The organism is Azospirillum sp. B510 (assembly GCF_000010725.1).
GTDB lineage: Bacteria > Pseudomonadota > Alphaproteobacteria > Azospirillales > Azospirillaceae > Azospirillum > Azospirillum lipoferum_B.
In genome coordinates this window covers 470,118-485,000 of the sequence record NC_013857.1, presented here as the reverse complement: position 1 = coordinate 485,000, position 14,883 = coordinate 470,118, and the positions used below count along the sequence as shown (strand labels likewise).

General features: G+C 67.2%; 15 protein-coding genes, 1 tRNA gene, 2 rRNA genes and 2 pseudogenes (1 of these 20 cut by a window edge). 8 read left to right on the top strand and 12 right to left on the bottom strand.

Annotation, left to right across the window (positions count from 1 at the left end; all coding sequences use genetic code 11):
• The 8 genes and pseudogenes from AZL_RS26640 to AZL_RS26605 form a co-directional block, all read left to right on the top strand.
• Positions 1–588: ribosomal RNA gene (locus AZL_RS26640) — 23S ribosomal RNA — on the top strand (it extends 2,156 nt beyond the left edge of the window).
• Positions 589–723: 135 nt separating this feature from the next.
• A 5S ribosomal RNA gene (gene rrf / locus AZL_RS26635) occupies positions 724–839 on the top strand.
• Between the two features lie 81 nt (positions 840–920).
• Positions 921–997: transfer RNA gene (locus tag AZL_RS26630), tRNA-Met, on the top strand.
• Positions 998–1,347: 350 nt separating this feature from the next.
• Positions 1,348–1,740, top strand: coding sequence for an IS66-like element accessory protein TnpA (locus AZL_RS26625; RefSeq protein ID WP_012973093.1), 393 nt, complete (start codon positions 1,348–1,350; stop codon positions 1,738–1,740).
• Complete coding sequence (tnpB, locus tag AZL_RS26620; protein ID WP_012973092.1) at positions 1,737–2,084, top strand: IS66 family insertion sequence element accessory protein TnpB; 348 nt, start codon at positions 1,737–1,739, stop codon at positions 2,082–2,084. Before AZL_RS26625 ends, tnpB (AZL_RS26620) begins: the two co-directional genes overlap by 4 nt.
• An 82-nt stretch (positions 2,085–2,166) precedes the next feature.
• Positions 2,167–3,811, top strand: a protein-coding gene (locus AZL_RS26615; RefSeq protein WP_076611226.1) for an IS66-like element ISAzs20 family transposase whose coding sequence is annotated in 2 segments (ribosomal slippage) — positions 2,167–2,939 and positions 2,938–3,811 — 1,647 coding nt in all. Because the reading frame shifts where the segments join, the coding sequence is not laid out codon by codon here.
• Positions 3,812–3,817: 6 nt separating this feature from the next.
• Complete coding sequence (locus AZL_RS26610; RefSeq protein ID WP_012973089.1) at positions 3,818–4,030, top strand: hypothetical protein; 213 nt, start codon at positions 3,818–3,820, stop codon at positions 4,028–4,030.
• A gap of 41 nt (positions 4,031–4,071) precedes the next feature.
• Positions 4,072–5,001 (top strand): annotated as a pseudogene (locus AZL_RS26605) (IS66-like element ISAzs18 family transposase); the annotation flags it as partial.
• Between the two features lie 21 nt (positions 5,002–5,022).
• Here the strand turns inward: AZL_RS26605 and AZL_RS26600 are convergent.
• From AZL_RS26600 to AZL_RS26540, 12 genes and pseudogenes are all read right to left on the bottom strand, one after another.
• Complete coding sequence (locus tag AZL_RS26600) at positions 5,023–5,235, bottom strand: hypothetical protein (RefSeq protein WP_012973089.1); 213 nt, start codon at positions 5,233–5,235, stop codon at positions 5,023–5,025.
• A 6-nt stretch (positions 5,236–5,241) separates the two neighbouring features.
• A protein-coding gene (locus tag AZL_RS26595) for an IS66-like element ISAzs20 family transposase (protein WP_076611226.1) occupies positions 5,242–6,886 on the bottom strand; the annotation gives its coding sequence in 2 pieces (ribosomal slippage) (positions 5,242–6,115 and positions 6,114–6,886; 1,647 coding nt in all).
• 82 nt (positions 6,887–6,968) lie between these two features.
• Positions 6,969–7,187 (bottom strand): IS66 family insertion sequence element accessory protein TnpB, encoded by a 219-nt coding sequence (gene tnpB / locus AZL_RS26590; RefSeq protein ID WP_042445224.1) that lies wholly within the window; start codon positions 7,185–7,187, stop codon positions 6,969–6,971.
• A gap of 8 nt (positions 7,188–7,195) precedes the next feature.
• Positions 7,196–9,286, bottom strand: a complete 2,091-nt coding sequence (locus AZL_RS26585) for a recombinase family protein (protein ID WP_012977507.1) — start codon at positions 9,284–9,286, stop codon at positions 7,196–7,198.
• 474 nt (positions 9,287–9,760) lie between these two features.
• Positions 9,761–9,919: an IS66 family insertion sequence element accessory protein TnpB gene (tnpB, locus tag AZL_RS26575; protein WP_012977096.1), complete on the bottom strand. Its 159-nt coding sequence runs from the start codon at positions 9,917–9,919 to the stop codon at positions 9,761–9,763.
• Entirely contained in the window at positions 9,916–10,308 is a 393-nt protein-coding gene (locus AZL_RS26570; protein ID WP_012973093.1) for an IS66-like element accessory protein TnpA, read from the bottom strand. The genes tnpB (AZL_RS26575) and AZL_RS26570 overlap by 4 nt, the downstream gene beginning before the upstream one ends.
• A gap of 86 nt (positions 10,309–10,394) precedes the next feature.
• Positions 10,395–11,048, bottom strand: a pseudogene (locus tag AZL_RS26565) (IS66-like element ISAzs18 family transposase); the annotation flags it as partial.
• Between the two features lie 213 nt (positions 11,049–11,261).
• Positions 11,262–12,017, bottom strand: a complete 756-nt coding sequence (gene istB, locus AZL_RS26560) for an IS21-like element ISAzs2 family helper ATPase IstB (protein ID WP_012972684.1) — start codon at positions 12,015–12,017, stop codon at positions 11,262–11,264.
• Between the two features lie 10 nt (positions 12,018–12,027).
• On the bottom strand, positions 12,028–13,542 hold the full coding sequence (gene istA, locus AZL_RS26555; protein WP_012973785.1) for an IS21-like element ISAzs2 family transposase: 1,515 nt from the start codon (positions 13,540–13,542) through the stop codon (positions 12,028–12,030).
• 115 nt (positions 13,543–13,657) lie between these two features.
• Entirely contained in the window at positions 13,658–13,885 is a 228-nt protein-coding gene (locus tag AZL_RS35865) for a hypothetical protein (RefSeq protein ID WP_042445710.1), read from the bottom strand.
• Positions 13,886–13,971: 86 nt separating this feature from the next.
• Positions 13,972–14,319: an IS66 family insertion sequence element accessory protein TnpB gene (gene tnpB / locus AZL_RS26545; RefSeq protein WP_012976042.1), complete on the bottom strand. Its 348-nt coding sequence runs from the start codon at positions 14,317–14,319 to the stop codon at positions 13,972–13,974.
• Positions 14,316–14,732 (bottom strand): IS66-like element accessory protein TnpA, encoded by a 417-nt coding sequence (locus tag AZL_RS26540; RefSeq protein WP_042443257.1) that lies wholly within the window; start codon positions 14,730–14,732, stop codon positions 14,316–14,318. Before AZL_RS26540 ends, tnpB (AZL_RS26545) begins: the two co-directional genes overlap by 4 nt.
• Positions 14,733–14,883: the final 151 nt, after the last annotated feature.

The window sequence follows — 14,883 nt, the reverse complement described above, 5'->3', positions numbered from 1 at the left end:
AGCGGTCGGAAATCGCTCGTCGAGTGCAATGGCATAAGCCCGCCTGACTGCAAGACTGACAAGTCGAGCAGAGACGAAAGTCGGCCATAGTGATCCGGTGGCTCCACGTGGACGGGCCATCGCTCAACGGATAAAAGGTACGCCGGGGATAACAGGCTGATGACTCCCAAGAGTCCATATCGACGGAGTCGTTTGGCACCTCGATGTCGGCTCATCACATCCTGGGGCTGGAGCAGGTCCCAAGGGTTCGGCTGTTCGCCGATTAAAGTGGTACGTGAGCTGGGTTTAGAACGTCGTGAGACAGTTCGGTCCCTATCTGCCGTGGGTGTCGGAGTTTTGCGAGGATCTGTCCCTAGTACGAGAGGACCGGGATGGACATACCTCTGGTGCACCGGTTGTCACGCCAGTGGCATGGCCGGGTAGCTAAGTATGGACGGGATAACCGCTGAAAGCATCTAAGCGGGAAACCCACCTCTAAACCAGAGCTCCCTTGAGAGCCGTGACAGACCATCACGTCGATAGGAGGCATGTGGAAGGGCGGTGACGCCTGAAGCTAAGCCTTACTAATCGCTCGATCGGCTTGATCCCAACCCCACACAACCGCGCCATGCGCAGCAGCAAGCCTGCTTGACGCAAACAAGCCGGTTCGATACATCCTCTCAATCACTTGCACGTTCAAGCATATGCCTTGTTGGAAGGAGCGTCGGTCTTGTGCCTCGGTGACCTGGTGGTCATGGCGAGGTGTCAAACACCCGATCCCATCCCGAACTCGGCCGTGAAAAGCCTCCGCGCCAATGGTACTGCGTCTTAAGACGTGGGAGAGTAGGTCGCCGCCAGGTCGCTCAGGCACAAGAGACAATCTTTCCAAAAACAAGCCGCTTGAAATCTTCACAGTCCATCATCCAATAATGAGAGACATCCGCGGGGTGGAGCAGCCCGGTAGCTCGTCAGGCTCATAACCTGAAGGCCGCAGGTTCAAATCCTGCCCCCGCAACCAACGACAGTTGACAGCCCGCCTCCCACGAGGCGGGCTGTCGGCGTTTCGGGTCCGCCTCGGCGCATGCCTCCAGGATCGTACGCATCCGGTGAGTGACGCGGGTGCGGATCGAAACGTTCAGCGTGCTGCTCGGTGGATTTGGAGTAAGCGTCGTCTGGCGACTGCGGCGGAATTGGGTTGACGGCTCCGCTTCCGTTCACCCGTGGTCGGGAATCGTGAGGTTCCAGGGCAGGAGATCGGCGATTCGGTTGATCGGGTGATCGTACCCCTCCGCCGAGCGCCGCCTTGTGACCGAGCGGGGAAGCTGAATCATTGTGCCTGTCCCTATGGCTATCCCTATGGCAGTCCCTATGACTATCCAACGCGTCGAGGTGATCACGGGCCAGGAGCGGCGGCGGCAGTTCAGCGACGAGGAGAAGCTGCGGCTGGTCGAAGAGGCGTTCCAGCCGGGCGTCAAGGCGACCGAAGTCGCCCGGCGCCTGGGCGTGGACGTCAGCCTGCTGTACCGCTGGCGCCGCCAGTTCTTCGGTCAGCAGCCCCGGCTGCCCGCCTTCATGCCGATCACCGTCGCCACCGACGCTCCGGCACCGGAGGAGGTGGCAGAGCCGACAGCGGCGCCAGCGGCCCCACCAGCCGGTCTCATCGAGGTCGAATTCGCGACGGCGCGCTTGCGCATCACCGGCCCGGTCGATCCGGCCCTGGTCGGCACGGTGATCGCCGCGCTGTCGGGACGGTCGGCATGATCCCGGTCCCCTCGGGCGTTCGGGTCTGGCTGGCGGGCGGGGTCACCGACATGCGCTGCGGGATGAACTCTCTGGCGCTGAAGGTCCAGGAGGGTCTTGGCCGCGATCCCCATGCCGGCGATTTATACGTCTTCCGTGGACGTCGCGGTGACATGGTGAAGTGCCTGTGGCATGACGGGCTCGGCATGTCGCTGTACGCCAAGAGGCTTGAACGGGGCCGTTTCATCTGGCCCAGCCCGGCCAGCGGAGCCGTGGCCATTTCCGCGTCCCAGTTCGCGTATCTGCTCGACGCCATCGACTGGCGCAATCCGCAGCAGACTTGGAGACCGCGCTCGGCCGGATAGGCTGCGGCACAGTGAATCAACCCGCCGCTCTCCGGCGGGAAGAGCGAGGATCGGTGCGGGTTTCCGGGTACAATCCGGCCCCATGGACGCCCTGCCCGACACCATCGACGCCCTGCGCGCCGCGCTGATCGAAGCGCGTGGCCGGGCTGCGTTGGCCGAGGCGGACGCCGCCCAGGCGCGGGCCGAACGGTCCGGCGACCAGGCGCTGATCGCCACCCTGAAGCTCCAGATCGAGAAGCTCCAGCGCGACCTCTACGGCCGGCGCTCCGAACGGACCTCCCGACTGCTCGGCCAGCTCGAATTCCAGTTGGAGGAGGCGCAGGCAAGCGTCGGCGAGGACGATCTGGCGGCGGAACAGGTGGCCGAGGCGACCGGCGCGGCCCGCATCACCCGCAAGGCGCCGTCGCGCAAGCCGTTCCCGGCGCACCTGCCGCGCGAGCGCGTCGTGATCCCGGCGCCGGCGGTGTGCCCATGCTGCGGCTCGACCCGGCTGTGCAAGCTGGGTGAAAGCGTGACCGAGACGGCCGAGCGCATTCCCGCGCGGTGGAAAATCATCCAGACGGTGCGCGAGAAATTCTCCTGCCGGGACTGCGAGACGATCAGCCAGCCGCCGGCACCGTTCCACACCACGCCGCGCGGCTGGGCGGGGCCGAACCTGCTGGCCACGCTGCTGTTCGAGAAGTTCGGCCAGCATCAGCCGCTGAACCGCCAGTGCGAGCGCTTCGCCAAGGAGGGCATGGAGATCAGCCTGTCCACCGCGGCCGACCAGGTGGGGGCGGCCTGCGGCGTGCTGAAGCCGCTGCTCGACCGGCTCGCAGCGCATGTGCTGGCGGCGGAGCGGTTGCACGGCGAGCCCGAAGGGCCAGCGAAGCTACGACACGACCGTGCCGGTGCTGGCGAAGGGCAAGACCGACACCGGCCGCATCTGGGTCTATGTGCGCGACGATCGCCCCTTCGCGGGCGCGGCGGCACCGGCGGCGCTGTTCCACTACTCCCGCGACCGTGGCGGCGGGCATCCCGAGGCACATCTGGCCGGTTGGGCCGGAGTGCTGCAGGCCGACGCCTATGCCGGATACAACCGCCTCTACGACGCGAGCCGCCAGCCGGAGCCCGTGGCCGAGGTCCTGTGTTGGGCGCACGCGCGTCGGAAATTCTTCGAACTCGCCGATATCGCCGCCAACAAGCGGCGCGGCAAGGGGGCGCCCCCGATTTCTCCGCTGGCGCTGGAGGCGGTGCGGCGCATCGACCCGCTGTTCGACATCGAGCGCGAAGCCCTCGGGCGCTCGGCAGCCGACCGTCTGGCGGTGCGCACAGAGCTGTCCAAGCCCCAGGTCGAGGAACTGGAAAACTGGATGCGAACGGCCCGGGCCGGGATGTCGAAGCACGCGCCGGTGGCCAAGGCGATGGACTACATGCTGACCCGCTGGGAAGGCTTCACCCGCTTCCTGCGTGACGGACGGGTCTGCCTGACCAACAATGCTGCCGAACGAGCGTTGCGTGGAATCGCCCTTGGCAGGAAGGCATGGCTATTCTGCGGATCGGATCGAGGCGGGCAGCGCGCCGCCGCCATGTACAGCCTGATCGTGACGGCAAAGATGAACGACATCGATCCCCAGGCGTGGCTGGCCGACGTCCTGGCCCGCATCAACGATCTGCCGCAGACCAAGCTGCACGAACTGCTGCCCTGGGAATGGAAGCGGCTGCACGAGGCGACCACGGCGACCTGAGGAACCATGGCCAGAACCCGCAACCTCGTGACCATGGAGCGCGTCGCCGAGATCCTCGGCGAGGACGTCGAATGGCTGATCGACATTGCCATCGAGCTGGAGCCGGAGGACGGTTGCCTGGCCGTGTTCGGCCCAGGCGAGCAGTGGTTCCATGCCCTGACCGAAGATGGCGTCGAAAGCCTTAAGGAACTCATCCAAATCCACCGAGCAGCACGCTGAACGATTCGATCCGCACCCGCGTCACTCACCGGATGCGTACGCTCTATCGGCAATCGGCCATCTACGCCCGCGAAGGCGTGGAATTGGAACGCTCGCTGCTGGCCGACTGGGTCGGCAAGGCGGCGGCGCTGATGGCGCCGCTGGCCGAGGCCATTGGCCGGCACGTGCTGGCCGGTTCGGTTCTACACGCGGACGACACGCCGGTGCCGGTGCTCGATCCCGGGCGTGGCACGACCAAGACGGGGCGACTGTGGGTCTATCTGCGCGATGAACGCCCGCACGCCGGACAAGGGCCGCCGGCGGTGCTGTACCGCTATACCCCCGACCGCAAAGGCGAACATCCGCAACGGGAGCTGGCCGGTTTCCGTGGGCACCTGCATGCCGACGGCTATGGCGGGTTCGATGCTCTGTACGAAGCCAAGGGCGGCAAACCGGCCGCTGTCGCCGAAGTGGCCTGTATGGCTCACGTGCGCCGGAAATTCTTCGACGAGCACACCGAAACCGGCTCGCCCCTGGCCGCCGACGCGCTGAAACGGATCGGCAGGCTGTTTGACATCGAACGCCCCCTGACCGGCCAGCCCGCCGAGGACCGCCGCCGGATTCGCCAAGCGGAAGCCCGTCCCGTTCTCGATGAACTGGCCACCTTCCTCGACGCCGCCTTGGTGCGCATCCCCGGCAAGGGCGACCTGGCCAAGGCGATCCGCTACGCCCGCTCGCGCTGGACGGCACTGACGCGCTACGTGGACGACGGCCGGTTGGAGAACTCCAACAACGCCGCCGAACGAGCGATCAGGCCGCTGGCCATCGGAAGACGCAACTGGATGTTCGCCGGTTCCGACGCCGGCGGGGAGCGTGCCGCGGCGATTTATACCATCGTGGAATCCGCCAAACTCAACGGCCTCGATCCTCAGGCCTACCTGCGACATGTGCTCGACCGCATCGCGGATCACCCGTACGCATCCGGTGAGTGACGCGGGTGCGGATCGAATCGTTCAGCGTGCTGCTCGGTGGATTTGGATGAGTTCCTTAAGACTTTCGACGCCATCTTCGGTCAGGGCATGGAACCACTGCTCGCCTGGGCCGAACACGGCCAGGCAACCGTCCTCCGGCTCCAGCTCGATGGCAATGTCGATCAGCCATTCGACGTCCTCGCCGAGGATCTCGGCGACGCGCTCCATGGTCACGAGGTTGCGGGTTCTGGCCATGGTTCCTCAGGTCGCCGTGGTCGCCTCGTGCAGCCGCTTCCATTCCCAGGGCAGCAGTTCGTGCAGCTTGGTCTGCGGCAGATCGTTGATGCGGGCCAGGACGTCGGCCAGCCACGCCTGGGGATCGATGTCGTTCATCTTTGCCGTCACGATCAGGCTGTACATGGCGGCGGCGCGCTGCCCGCCTCGATCCGATCCGCAGAATAGCCATGCCTTCCTGCCAAGGGCGATTCCACGCAACGCTCGTTCGGCAGCATTGTTGGTCAGGCAGACCCGTCCGTCACGCAGGAAGCGGGTGAAGCCTTCCCAGCGGGTCAGCATGTAGTCCATCGCCTTGGCCACCGGCGCGTGCTTCGACATCCCGGCCCGGGCCGTTCGCATCCAGTTTTCCAGTTCCTCGACCTGGGGCTTGGACAGCTCTGTGCGCACCGCCAGACGGTCGGCTGCCGAGCGCCCGAGGGCTTCGCGCTCGATGTCGAACAGCGGGTCGATGCGCCGCACCGCCTCCAGCGCCAGCGGAGAAATCGGGGGCGCCCCCTTGCCGCGCCGCTTGTTGGCGGCGATATCGGCGAGTTCGAAGAATTTCCGACGCGCGTGCGCCCAACACAGGACCTCGGCCACGGGCTCCGGCTGGCGGCTCGCGTCGTAGAGGCGGTTGTATCCGGCATAGGCGTCGGCCTGCAGCACTCCGGCCCAACCGGCCAGATGTGCCTCGGGATGCCCGCCGCCACGGTCGCGGGAGTAGTGGAACAGCGCCGCCGGTGCCGCCGCGCCCGCGAAGGGGCGATCGTCGCGCACATAGACCCAGATGCGGCCGGTGTCGGTCTTGCCCTTCGCCAGCACCGGCACGGTCGTGTCGTAGCTTCGCTGGCCCTTCGGGCTCGCCGTGCAACCGCTCCGCCGCCAGCACATGCGCTGCGAGCCGGTCGAGCAGCGGCTTCAGCACGCCGCAGGCCGCCCCCACCTGGTCGGCCGCGGTGGACAGGCTGATCTCCATGCCCTCCTTGGCGAAGCGCTCGCACTGGCGGTTCAGCGGCTGATGCTGGCCGAACTTCTCGAACAGCAGCGTGGCCAGCAGGTTCGGCCCCGCCCAGCCGCGCGGCGTGGTGTGGAACGGTGCCGGCGGCTGGCTGATCGTCTCGCAGTCCCGGCAGGAGAATTTCTCGCGCACCGTCTGGATGATTTTCCACCGCGCGGGAATGCGCTCGGCCGTCTCGGTCACGCTTTCACCCAGCTTGCACAGCCGGGTCGAGCCGCAGCATGGGCACACCGCCGGCGCCGGGATCACGACGCGCTCGCGCGGCAGGTGCGCCGGGAACGGCTTGCGCGACGGCGCCTTGCGGGTGATGCGGGCCGCGCCGGTCGCCTCGGCCACCTGTTCCGCCGCCAGATCGTCCTCGCCGACGCTTGCCTGCGCCTCCTCCAACTGGAATTCGAGCTGGCCGAGCAGTCGGGAGGTCCGTTCGGAGCGCCGGCCGTAGAGGTCGCGCTGGAGCTTCTCGATCTGGAGCTTCAGGGTGGCGATCAGCGCCTGGTCGCCGGACCGTTCGGCCCGCGCCTGGGCGGCGTCCGCCTCGGCCAACGCAGCCCGGCCACGCGCTTCGATCAGCGCGGCGCGCAGGGCGTCGATGGTGTCGGGCAGGGCGTCCATGGGGCCGGATTGTACCCGGAAACCCGCACCGATCCTCGCTCTTCCCGCCGGAGAGCGGCGGGTTGATTCACTGTGCCGCAGCCTATCCGGCCGAGCGCGGTCTCCAAGTCTGCTGCGGATTGCGCCAGTCGATGGCGTCGAGCAGATACGCGAACTGGGACGCGGAAATGGCCACGGCTCCGCTGGCCGGGCTGGGCCAGATGAAACGGCCCCGTTCAAGCCTCTTGGCGTACAGCGACATGCCGAGCCCGTCATGCCACAGGCACTTCACCATGTCACCAAATCGCGTGACATAGTGCATCCCTCCTTTCACAATCCTGGCAGCGGCATCGTCTCATCTCTTTGATAATCAATGAGGTTCTTGGGGCGCCGCGCCTTAATCTCGTTCACGCCCGTTCGCACGGCGTCCGTGTCCAAGGCTGCCACGGGAATGTGCCACGGGGCCGATGAGACAAGCTGCGTTGCCGGCAGGATCCCACGCTGAATAAGGCGGTGTACGGAGGGAATCGAGATGCCGAGCCGCTTCGCTGCCTTGTCGGCCGTCAGCGTCTCGGGACGGGGTACAGTCGGGTCGAAATCGGAAAGGCCAAGTCGCTCCCGCAACAACCGAACCTTCACGGTCGTCCAGGTCTCTCCGTTATCGCTTCGGCACTTCATGCGGTTCAACGTGACGGAGATCTCATGATCCGGCCAATGCCCGGACAGCTTGCGCACGACCTCCACCGCTCCTGGATGTGCTTTGTTCGCTCGACGCCCGGTCCTGGCCCGTGGGACACGCAGTTCGGTGTGTCGGCCACCTACCCAGTGGATCCGCAGCACCGCCTCGTGCGCTGTGTCGTCGAGGTCGATCACCACCTCCTCCACGAGTAGCCGGGTCAGACGTTGCCGAGTTCGCGTGTCCGCTGTCGGTGCATTCCAGGCCGCCGACAGATCGTGAGCCAACCCCAGAAGAGCCGCCCTGTTCACCCTTGGGCGCGCCGATGAGCGCGCCTCGGCCTCGGCAATCCGACGTTCGATCTGCGCCACCCGTTCCAGAGCCGTATTCCAGCGCGCTTCCAGTTCTCTCACAACATGGCGCTTTTCCGGCTCCACGAGGTCGTACCGGCGAGCCGCCAACGAGGCATCATAGCGGGCCGCCTCCAACTCGCGCTCCAGCGCTGCCCGCTCTTCCGCCCCCGCCGCAGCCGCCTGGTCGGCGGCAAGCAGGGCAGCCTCCACCGCTCTGGTAGAGACGGCTTCCAGCATCTGCGCCACGACCGCCCGGTCGACACGAATACCGCCGATGCCGATGCACAGACCGACACCGACATGGGCATCGTCACCTCGGCATTGGTACCGGTGGGCATGCCCCGACTGCATGCCGTAGAAGACCCGCATCTTGCGACCGCAGTGCCCGCACCGGACCAGCCCGGTCAACAGAGCACGGCCACCACGGCCAGCTTTGCGGGCGGCACGCTTCTGCATGTGGGCATTTTCCTCGAGCATGCGCTGATGCTCCTCGAACTCGGCCCAGGTGATGTAGCCCTCGTGGTTGTCGCGCAGCAGGGTATTCCAGTCGGTGCGCTCTCGTTTATGCCCGCTCGTCTTCCGAGCCCGACCCTCGACAACGCGAGTCCGATTACCCCGTCGGCCGAACACGTAGGCGCCGGCATAGATCGGGTTCTGCAGGACCTGGATCACCGTGTGGTAGGCCGGCGGCTGCCAAAGGATTTTGCAGGCGATGAGGTTGCGCCGCACGACGGGGAGTGACAGCTCGGCGGCGCGCGCCCAGAGAAAAACTTGGCGGGCGCTGCCCAGTTCGCGGAACTTGCTGAACAGCATCCGGATCGCGCCGGCAACGCGCGCGTCAGGATCGATTTCGATCCGTCCGGCCTCGTTCCAGCAGTAGCCGGGCGGTAGCGTGAACCGCAGTTCGCCCCTACGGGCTTTTCCGTCTCGGGCTTCGATGCCGCGTTGACGCAGCAGGCTGAGTTCGTACTCCGACATTGTTCCCTTCAGGCCGAGCAGAAGGCGGTCGTTCAGCAGCCTTGGATCATAGACCCCATCTGGGTCGACGACCAACGCCCCAGCCAGAGCACAAAGGTCAATGAGGTGGTGCCAATCCCGGCCGTTGCGGGCCAGCCGCGATGCCTCGATGCAAGAGACGGCACCGACGGTGCCGGCGCAGACCGCCGCCACCAGCTTCTGAAAGCCAGGACGGCATTCGAGGCCGGAACCGGAGCGGCCAAGGTCCTCACCGATGATCATGACATCGACGAACCCAGCCGCCCGTGCGGCGTCAGCCAAGTCATACTGTCGGCGACGGCTTTCCGTGTGGTTGATCAATTGACCAGGTGTGGATTGGCGAACATAGATCGCGGCACCGCGGCCCAGATGATCAACGGTGATCTTGGTGCTCATGGGCCTCCTCCCTGTTCTCCATGTCGAGATGGGCGCCCACAGCTTCCAAGAGGAGATCCGCCAGTACTTGCACGACTTCGTCCGGAACGGCGATGTCCTGAAGCGGAACAGAGAGAGCGAGCGAGAGTTGGGACGTCGGCCGCGGTCGTCTGGTCATCGGCAACCTCCTCCGTGGGTGAGTTGTCCGATGCTGCGCCGTCGCCGATCGAGTCCCGCAGATCCGAGAGAACTGCCGCCAATGCGCTAAGGGCTGCGACTGTGGTCTGCGGCGGACACAATGCCGCCATATCAAGGCAGTAGGCCGCGTCGCACATCCAGGCCGGCAATTCCCGGGCGGTATCAGGGCGTTCCTCGAGCCACAGGACGGAGTGACCACCACGTACTGTCCGGCTCACCACCCTCAATGTCTTCCCGTACAGCGGGTGCCACGGATACTCCACGCGAGCCGACTCGAAACTGTATGCTGAATGACGCTCAATCCCCGCGACGTCCACGGAAGACGTATAAATCGCCGGCATGGGGATCGCGGCCAAGACCCTCCTGGACCTTCAGCGCCAGAGAGTTCATCCCGCAGCGCATGTCGGTGACCCCGCCCGCCAGCCAGACCCGAACGCCCGAGGGGACCGGGATCATGCCGACCGTCCCGACAGCGCGGCGATCACCGTGCCGACCAGGGCCGGATCGACCGGGCCGGTGATGCGCAAGCGCGCCGTCGCGAATTCGACCTCGATGAGACCGGCTGGTGGGGCCGCTGGCGCCGCTGTCGGCTCTGCCACCTCCTCCGGTGCCGGAGCGTCGGTGGCGACGGTGATCGGCATGAAGGCGGGCAGCCGGGGCTGCTGACCGAAGAACTGGCGGCGCCAGCGGTACAGCAGGCTGACGTCCACGCCCAGGCGCCGGGCGACTTCGGTCGCCTTGACGCCCGGCTGGAACGCCTCTTCGACCAGCCGCAGCTTCTCCTCGTCGCTGAACTGCCGCCGCCGCTCCTGGCCCGTGATCACCTCGACGCGTTGGATAGTCATAGGGACTGCCATAGGGATAGCCATAGGGACAGGCACAATGATTCAGCTTCCCCGCTCGGTCACAAGGCGGCGCTCGGCGGAGGGGTACGATAGAGCGGCAGGTGATCGCAATATTTGGCGATCAGCACATGCGCCAGCAGCCCGGCCGAGGGCAGGCCGCGCTCGATGGGCAGCGACGGCATCGGCGCCTGCACCATGCCCTCGCAGCACCGGCACGACAGCGCCGGGCGGACGTGGCGGATCACGGTGAAACGCGCCGGGATGTAGTCCAGAACCTCGCGGACATCCTCGCCCACCGGACGCAGGGCGCCGCCGCAGGAGGGGCAGGCCTCAAACGGGGCGTGCACGATCTCGGTGCGCGGCAGATGCTCCGGCAGCTTGCGCCGGCCGGCTTGGGCACGGCTCTCCGCCGAGGGCGCCCGCGGCTCGGCGGGATCGGCCGGCATCCCTTCGGCCGCCGCGGCAGCCTCCAGATCCTCCAGCGCCAGTTCGAGCTGGTCGATCTCGCGGTCGATCTTCTCGGAGGAACGCCCGAATTGCATGCGCCGCAGCCGAGCCAACTGGATCTTGAGCTTCTCCACCTCCAGCGCTTTGGCCACCAGGCCGGCCTTGGCGGCGGCCAATTCGGCCTCGCTGGCCTCACGACACCGACGCTCGGCCGCCAACTCCGCGGCCTGCGCCGCGATGATCGCGCGCAGCGTCTCAATGTCGGTGGGCAGCGGCTCGGCGGTAGCGGGCATGGCCGGAGTCTACCCGATCGGCGGCTCCCGGAGGAGGAGCGATCACCACCCCGGCGCCGATTGCGTATTTCGGCGAATTCGCCCAGGCGTTTCGGTTGAAAGCGCCCACCGTTTCGGCGAAAGCGCCCACCCGAATTGCAAGCTGGTGGGAGCCGGGGCCGAACCCTGGATTTACGTTATGAAGGTTGTGGGTTTGGTTGCCAAGCACCGGCCTTAGGTGTCGGGGGTTTCGCTGGCGGCATCGGCCTTGGTGCGGCGCATGGAGTCGCCATGCAGGTCGATGCGGTAGGCCCGATGCACGAGGCGGTCGAGGATGGCGTCGGCGTAGGTGGCATCGCCGATGAGCCGATGCCAGTTGGCCACGGGAACTTGGGTGGCCAGCATGGTTGCGGCCCGGTCGTGGCGGTCATCGATCACCTCCATCAGGTCCAGGCGCTGAGGCGCGGTCAGCTCGGTCATCGCCCAGTCATCCAGGATCAGCAGGTCGAGCCGGGCGATCCGTCGCAGCAGCCGGGCGAGCGAACCGTCCAGGCGGGCGGTGGCCAGATCGTCCAGCAGGCGGGTCAGCCGGGTGTAGAGTACGCTGTGGCCTTCCCGCGCCGCCTGGTTGCCGAGTGCACAGGCCAGCCAGGTCTTGCCGATCCCGGTCGGGCCGGTGATCAGAACCGGCCGGTTCTCCTTCACCCAGCGCCCGGTGGCCAGCTCGCGCACAACACCGCGATCGAGCCCACGCGGGGTGCGCAGGTCGAGGTCCTCCAGGCAGGCCGTCTGGCGCAGCCGGGCACGTTTCAGTCGGCTGGCGAGTGCGGTGTTGGCGCGCTCTGCCGCTTCCCGCTCGATCAGCGTGCCCAACTGCTCGTCGAAGGCCAGTTGGCCGCGATCGGGCAGGCGTTCCAGCGCCTCCAACCCCTTGGCCATGCCGTACAGCCGCAACTGGCGCAGCCGCTCGTGGTTGACGTGCTTCATCATCGTATCTCCGTCAGTGATAGTAGGAAGGGCCGCGCAGATTGGTGTGCTCGCCGGCACCGGCCGCGTCCGCCGTTGTGGCCGGGGGAGCGGTCAACCAGCGCTGGACGTAGCGGTAGGATCCGACGTTGGCCTCCAGCGCCGCCTGGCAGGCTTGCTCCAGCCGGCTGGTGCCGTGGGTGGCCGCCAAGCGGATCAGGCCGATCCCGGCCCGCACCGCCTGTTCGGGGTGATCGGCGCCGGCCAGGATGCGTTCGAACAGCAGCGCGGCGGCCGGGCCGATGGCGGCCAGTTCGGTCTGGATGGCATCGGGGGTGAAGCGGGCGACGGCCCGGTGGTTGGCGGGGCGATGGGCGTCCAGCGTCACGGTGGCGCCGTCCTGCCGGCGGACATGGCAGGCCATCCGCTTGCCGCGCAGGAAGACGCTGATCACGCCGGCGGTGCTGTGCACGTCGACCGTCTTGCCGATCAGCGTGTGGGGCACCGAGTAGACGCCGCCGTCGAGAGCGAGATGATAGTCGGGCGGGACCTTGTGGCGCGCCCAGGTGCCCGGCACGAAGCGGTCCGGCGGCAAGGGGCGCAGGGTCGGCTGCTCCTCGGCGGCGAACAGGCCGGCGCGCGTGTCCTGCGGCCGGCGGCTCAAGGGAGCGGCATTGAGGGTGGCCAGCTTGTCGCGCAAGGCCGCGTTGGCGGCGTCCAGCGTGGCGAAGGGCGTATCGCGCAGCGGGGCCAGCACCCGCCGCTCGACCTGCTGCACGCCGTTCTCGGCGCTGGGCTTGTCGCGCGGGCGCCGCACCCGGGCCGGCAGGACGGCGGTGCGGTAGTGCCGGGCGAGATCGTGATAAGCCGGGTTGATCGCCGGATCGTAGAAGGAGGCGTGGCTGACGCCGACCTTGAGGTTATCCGGCACCAGCTTGCCCGGCACGCCGCCCAGATGTTCGAACAGCCGGGCGTGGGAGGCCAGCCACTCCTCCGCCTGCTGGGTCCAGGTCGCCTCGGCATAGACGTAGCCCGAATACGGCAGGCAGGCGACAAACACCTGGGCCTGCCGCGCCTCAGCGCCGAGCCCGACGGTCAGCGTCATCCCAGCGTAATCAACCTCGATCGCCGCCCCCGGCCGATGTTCCCGGCGCAGACGCGGCTCGGCATGAGCACCCTGCCATGCCCGGAAATGCTGGACGAATTGGGTGTAGCGATAGCCGCCGGGATGGACCTCCAGGTATTCCTCCCACAGCAGCCGCAGCGTTACGCCACGGCGGCCGAGTTCCCGGCTGATGTGCCGCCAGTCGGGCACCGGGCGCGCCGACGTGACCGGAGGCGGGAACAGCCGCTCCTCCAGCTCGACGTCCGTCCAGCCCAGCACATCCGCGTACTGCAGCCCGGAGGCCCGTAGCCGCTCCAGGTAATCGCGCACGGTGCTGCGCGGCAGCCGGCAGGCATCGGCAATCTGCCGTTGGCTGGCGCCAAACTCATCCCGCAGACGAAGGACTTCTCTGATCCGCCGCATGTCCGACCTCGCTCGGGGCATCCCGATCCTCCTTGGCCTGTGCCGTGGAAAGATCATGGGGATGCCAAAGGCTGGTTCGGACCCCGATACCACCACTCCTACGGGTGGGCGAATTCACCGAAACGGCTGGGCGCTTTCACCGTTCTGCCCGGGCGCTTTCCGCCGTTCCCGCTGGGTGCTTTCCGCCGAAATATGCATTCTCCACCTCCAGCGCTTTGGCCACCAGGCCGGCCTTGGCGGCGGCCAATTCGGCCTCGCTGGCCTCACGACACCGACGCTCGGCCGCCAACTCCGCGGCCTGCGCCGCGATGATCGCGCGCAGCGTCTCAATGTCGGTGGGCAGCGGCTCGGCGGTAGCGGGCATGGCCGGAGTCTACCCGATCGGCGGCTCCCGGAGGAGGAGCGATCACCACCCCGGCGCCGATCATCGGCGGGCGTGGCGGCCGGGACTCACCCCGCCATCTCCGGGCGCCATGTGCGCTGCGGGGCGCGCCAATCCATGCCCTCGATGAGCATCGCCAACTGGGCCGGAGTGAGCACCGCCACGCCCTCGCGGCTGATCGGCCACACGAAGCGCCCCTTCTCCAGGCGCTTGGTGAACAGGCAGAAGCCCTGGCCATCCCAGTAAAGAACCTTCACCAGATGACCTTGCCGACCCCGGAAAACAAACAAATGGCCGGCGAACGGGTCCTGCTGAAGGACCTGCTGGGCGAGCATGGCCAACCCGTCCATGCCCTTGCGCATGTCGGTGGCGCCCATCGCCAGATAGACCCGCACCCCGGCGGGAACCGAGATCATGGCGAATCCAACGCGCCGACCAGTCGGCGCAGCGTGGCCGGGGCGATATCCTCGGCGACGCGCAGCACGCGGCCGTTGGCGAGAACCACCTCGACCAGGGCGGCACGGCGCTCGGCTGAGGGTGCCGGCTCCGGCGCCGACGGCGTCTTGGTGGGAGAGAGCAGGCCGGCGGACGGCGGCCCCTCCAACACATGAACCGGCACGAAGGAGGGCGCCGCGGCAGACAGTTCTCCGCTCTTGAACTGTCGGCGCCAGCGGTAGATCAGGCTGGTGCACACGCCGTGGCGGCGGGCCACCGCGACGACGGCGCCGCGCCCGCCGTGGGCCTCGCCGACCAAGCGGATCTTCTCCTCGGCCGAGTAGGTGCGCCGCCCGCCGGCGCCGGTGATGACCTCGATACGTTGGACTGCCACAGTGCAAACCACGCTGCTTGCCACGATGCCAAGCCAGCCACACCCACCGGTGCCGCCGACGTCCAGCTTTCAGCACGCGGCACACTCCTCCCGCAAGGCAGCACTCAGACGACGCTTACAATAGCGCTACAGGAGCATAAAATGAAAAGCT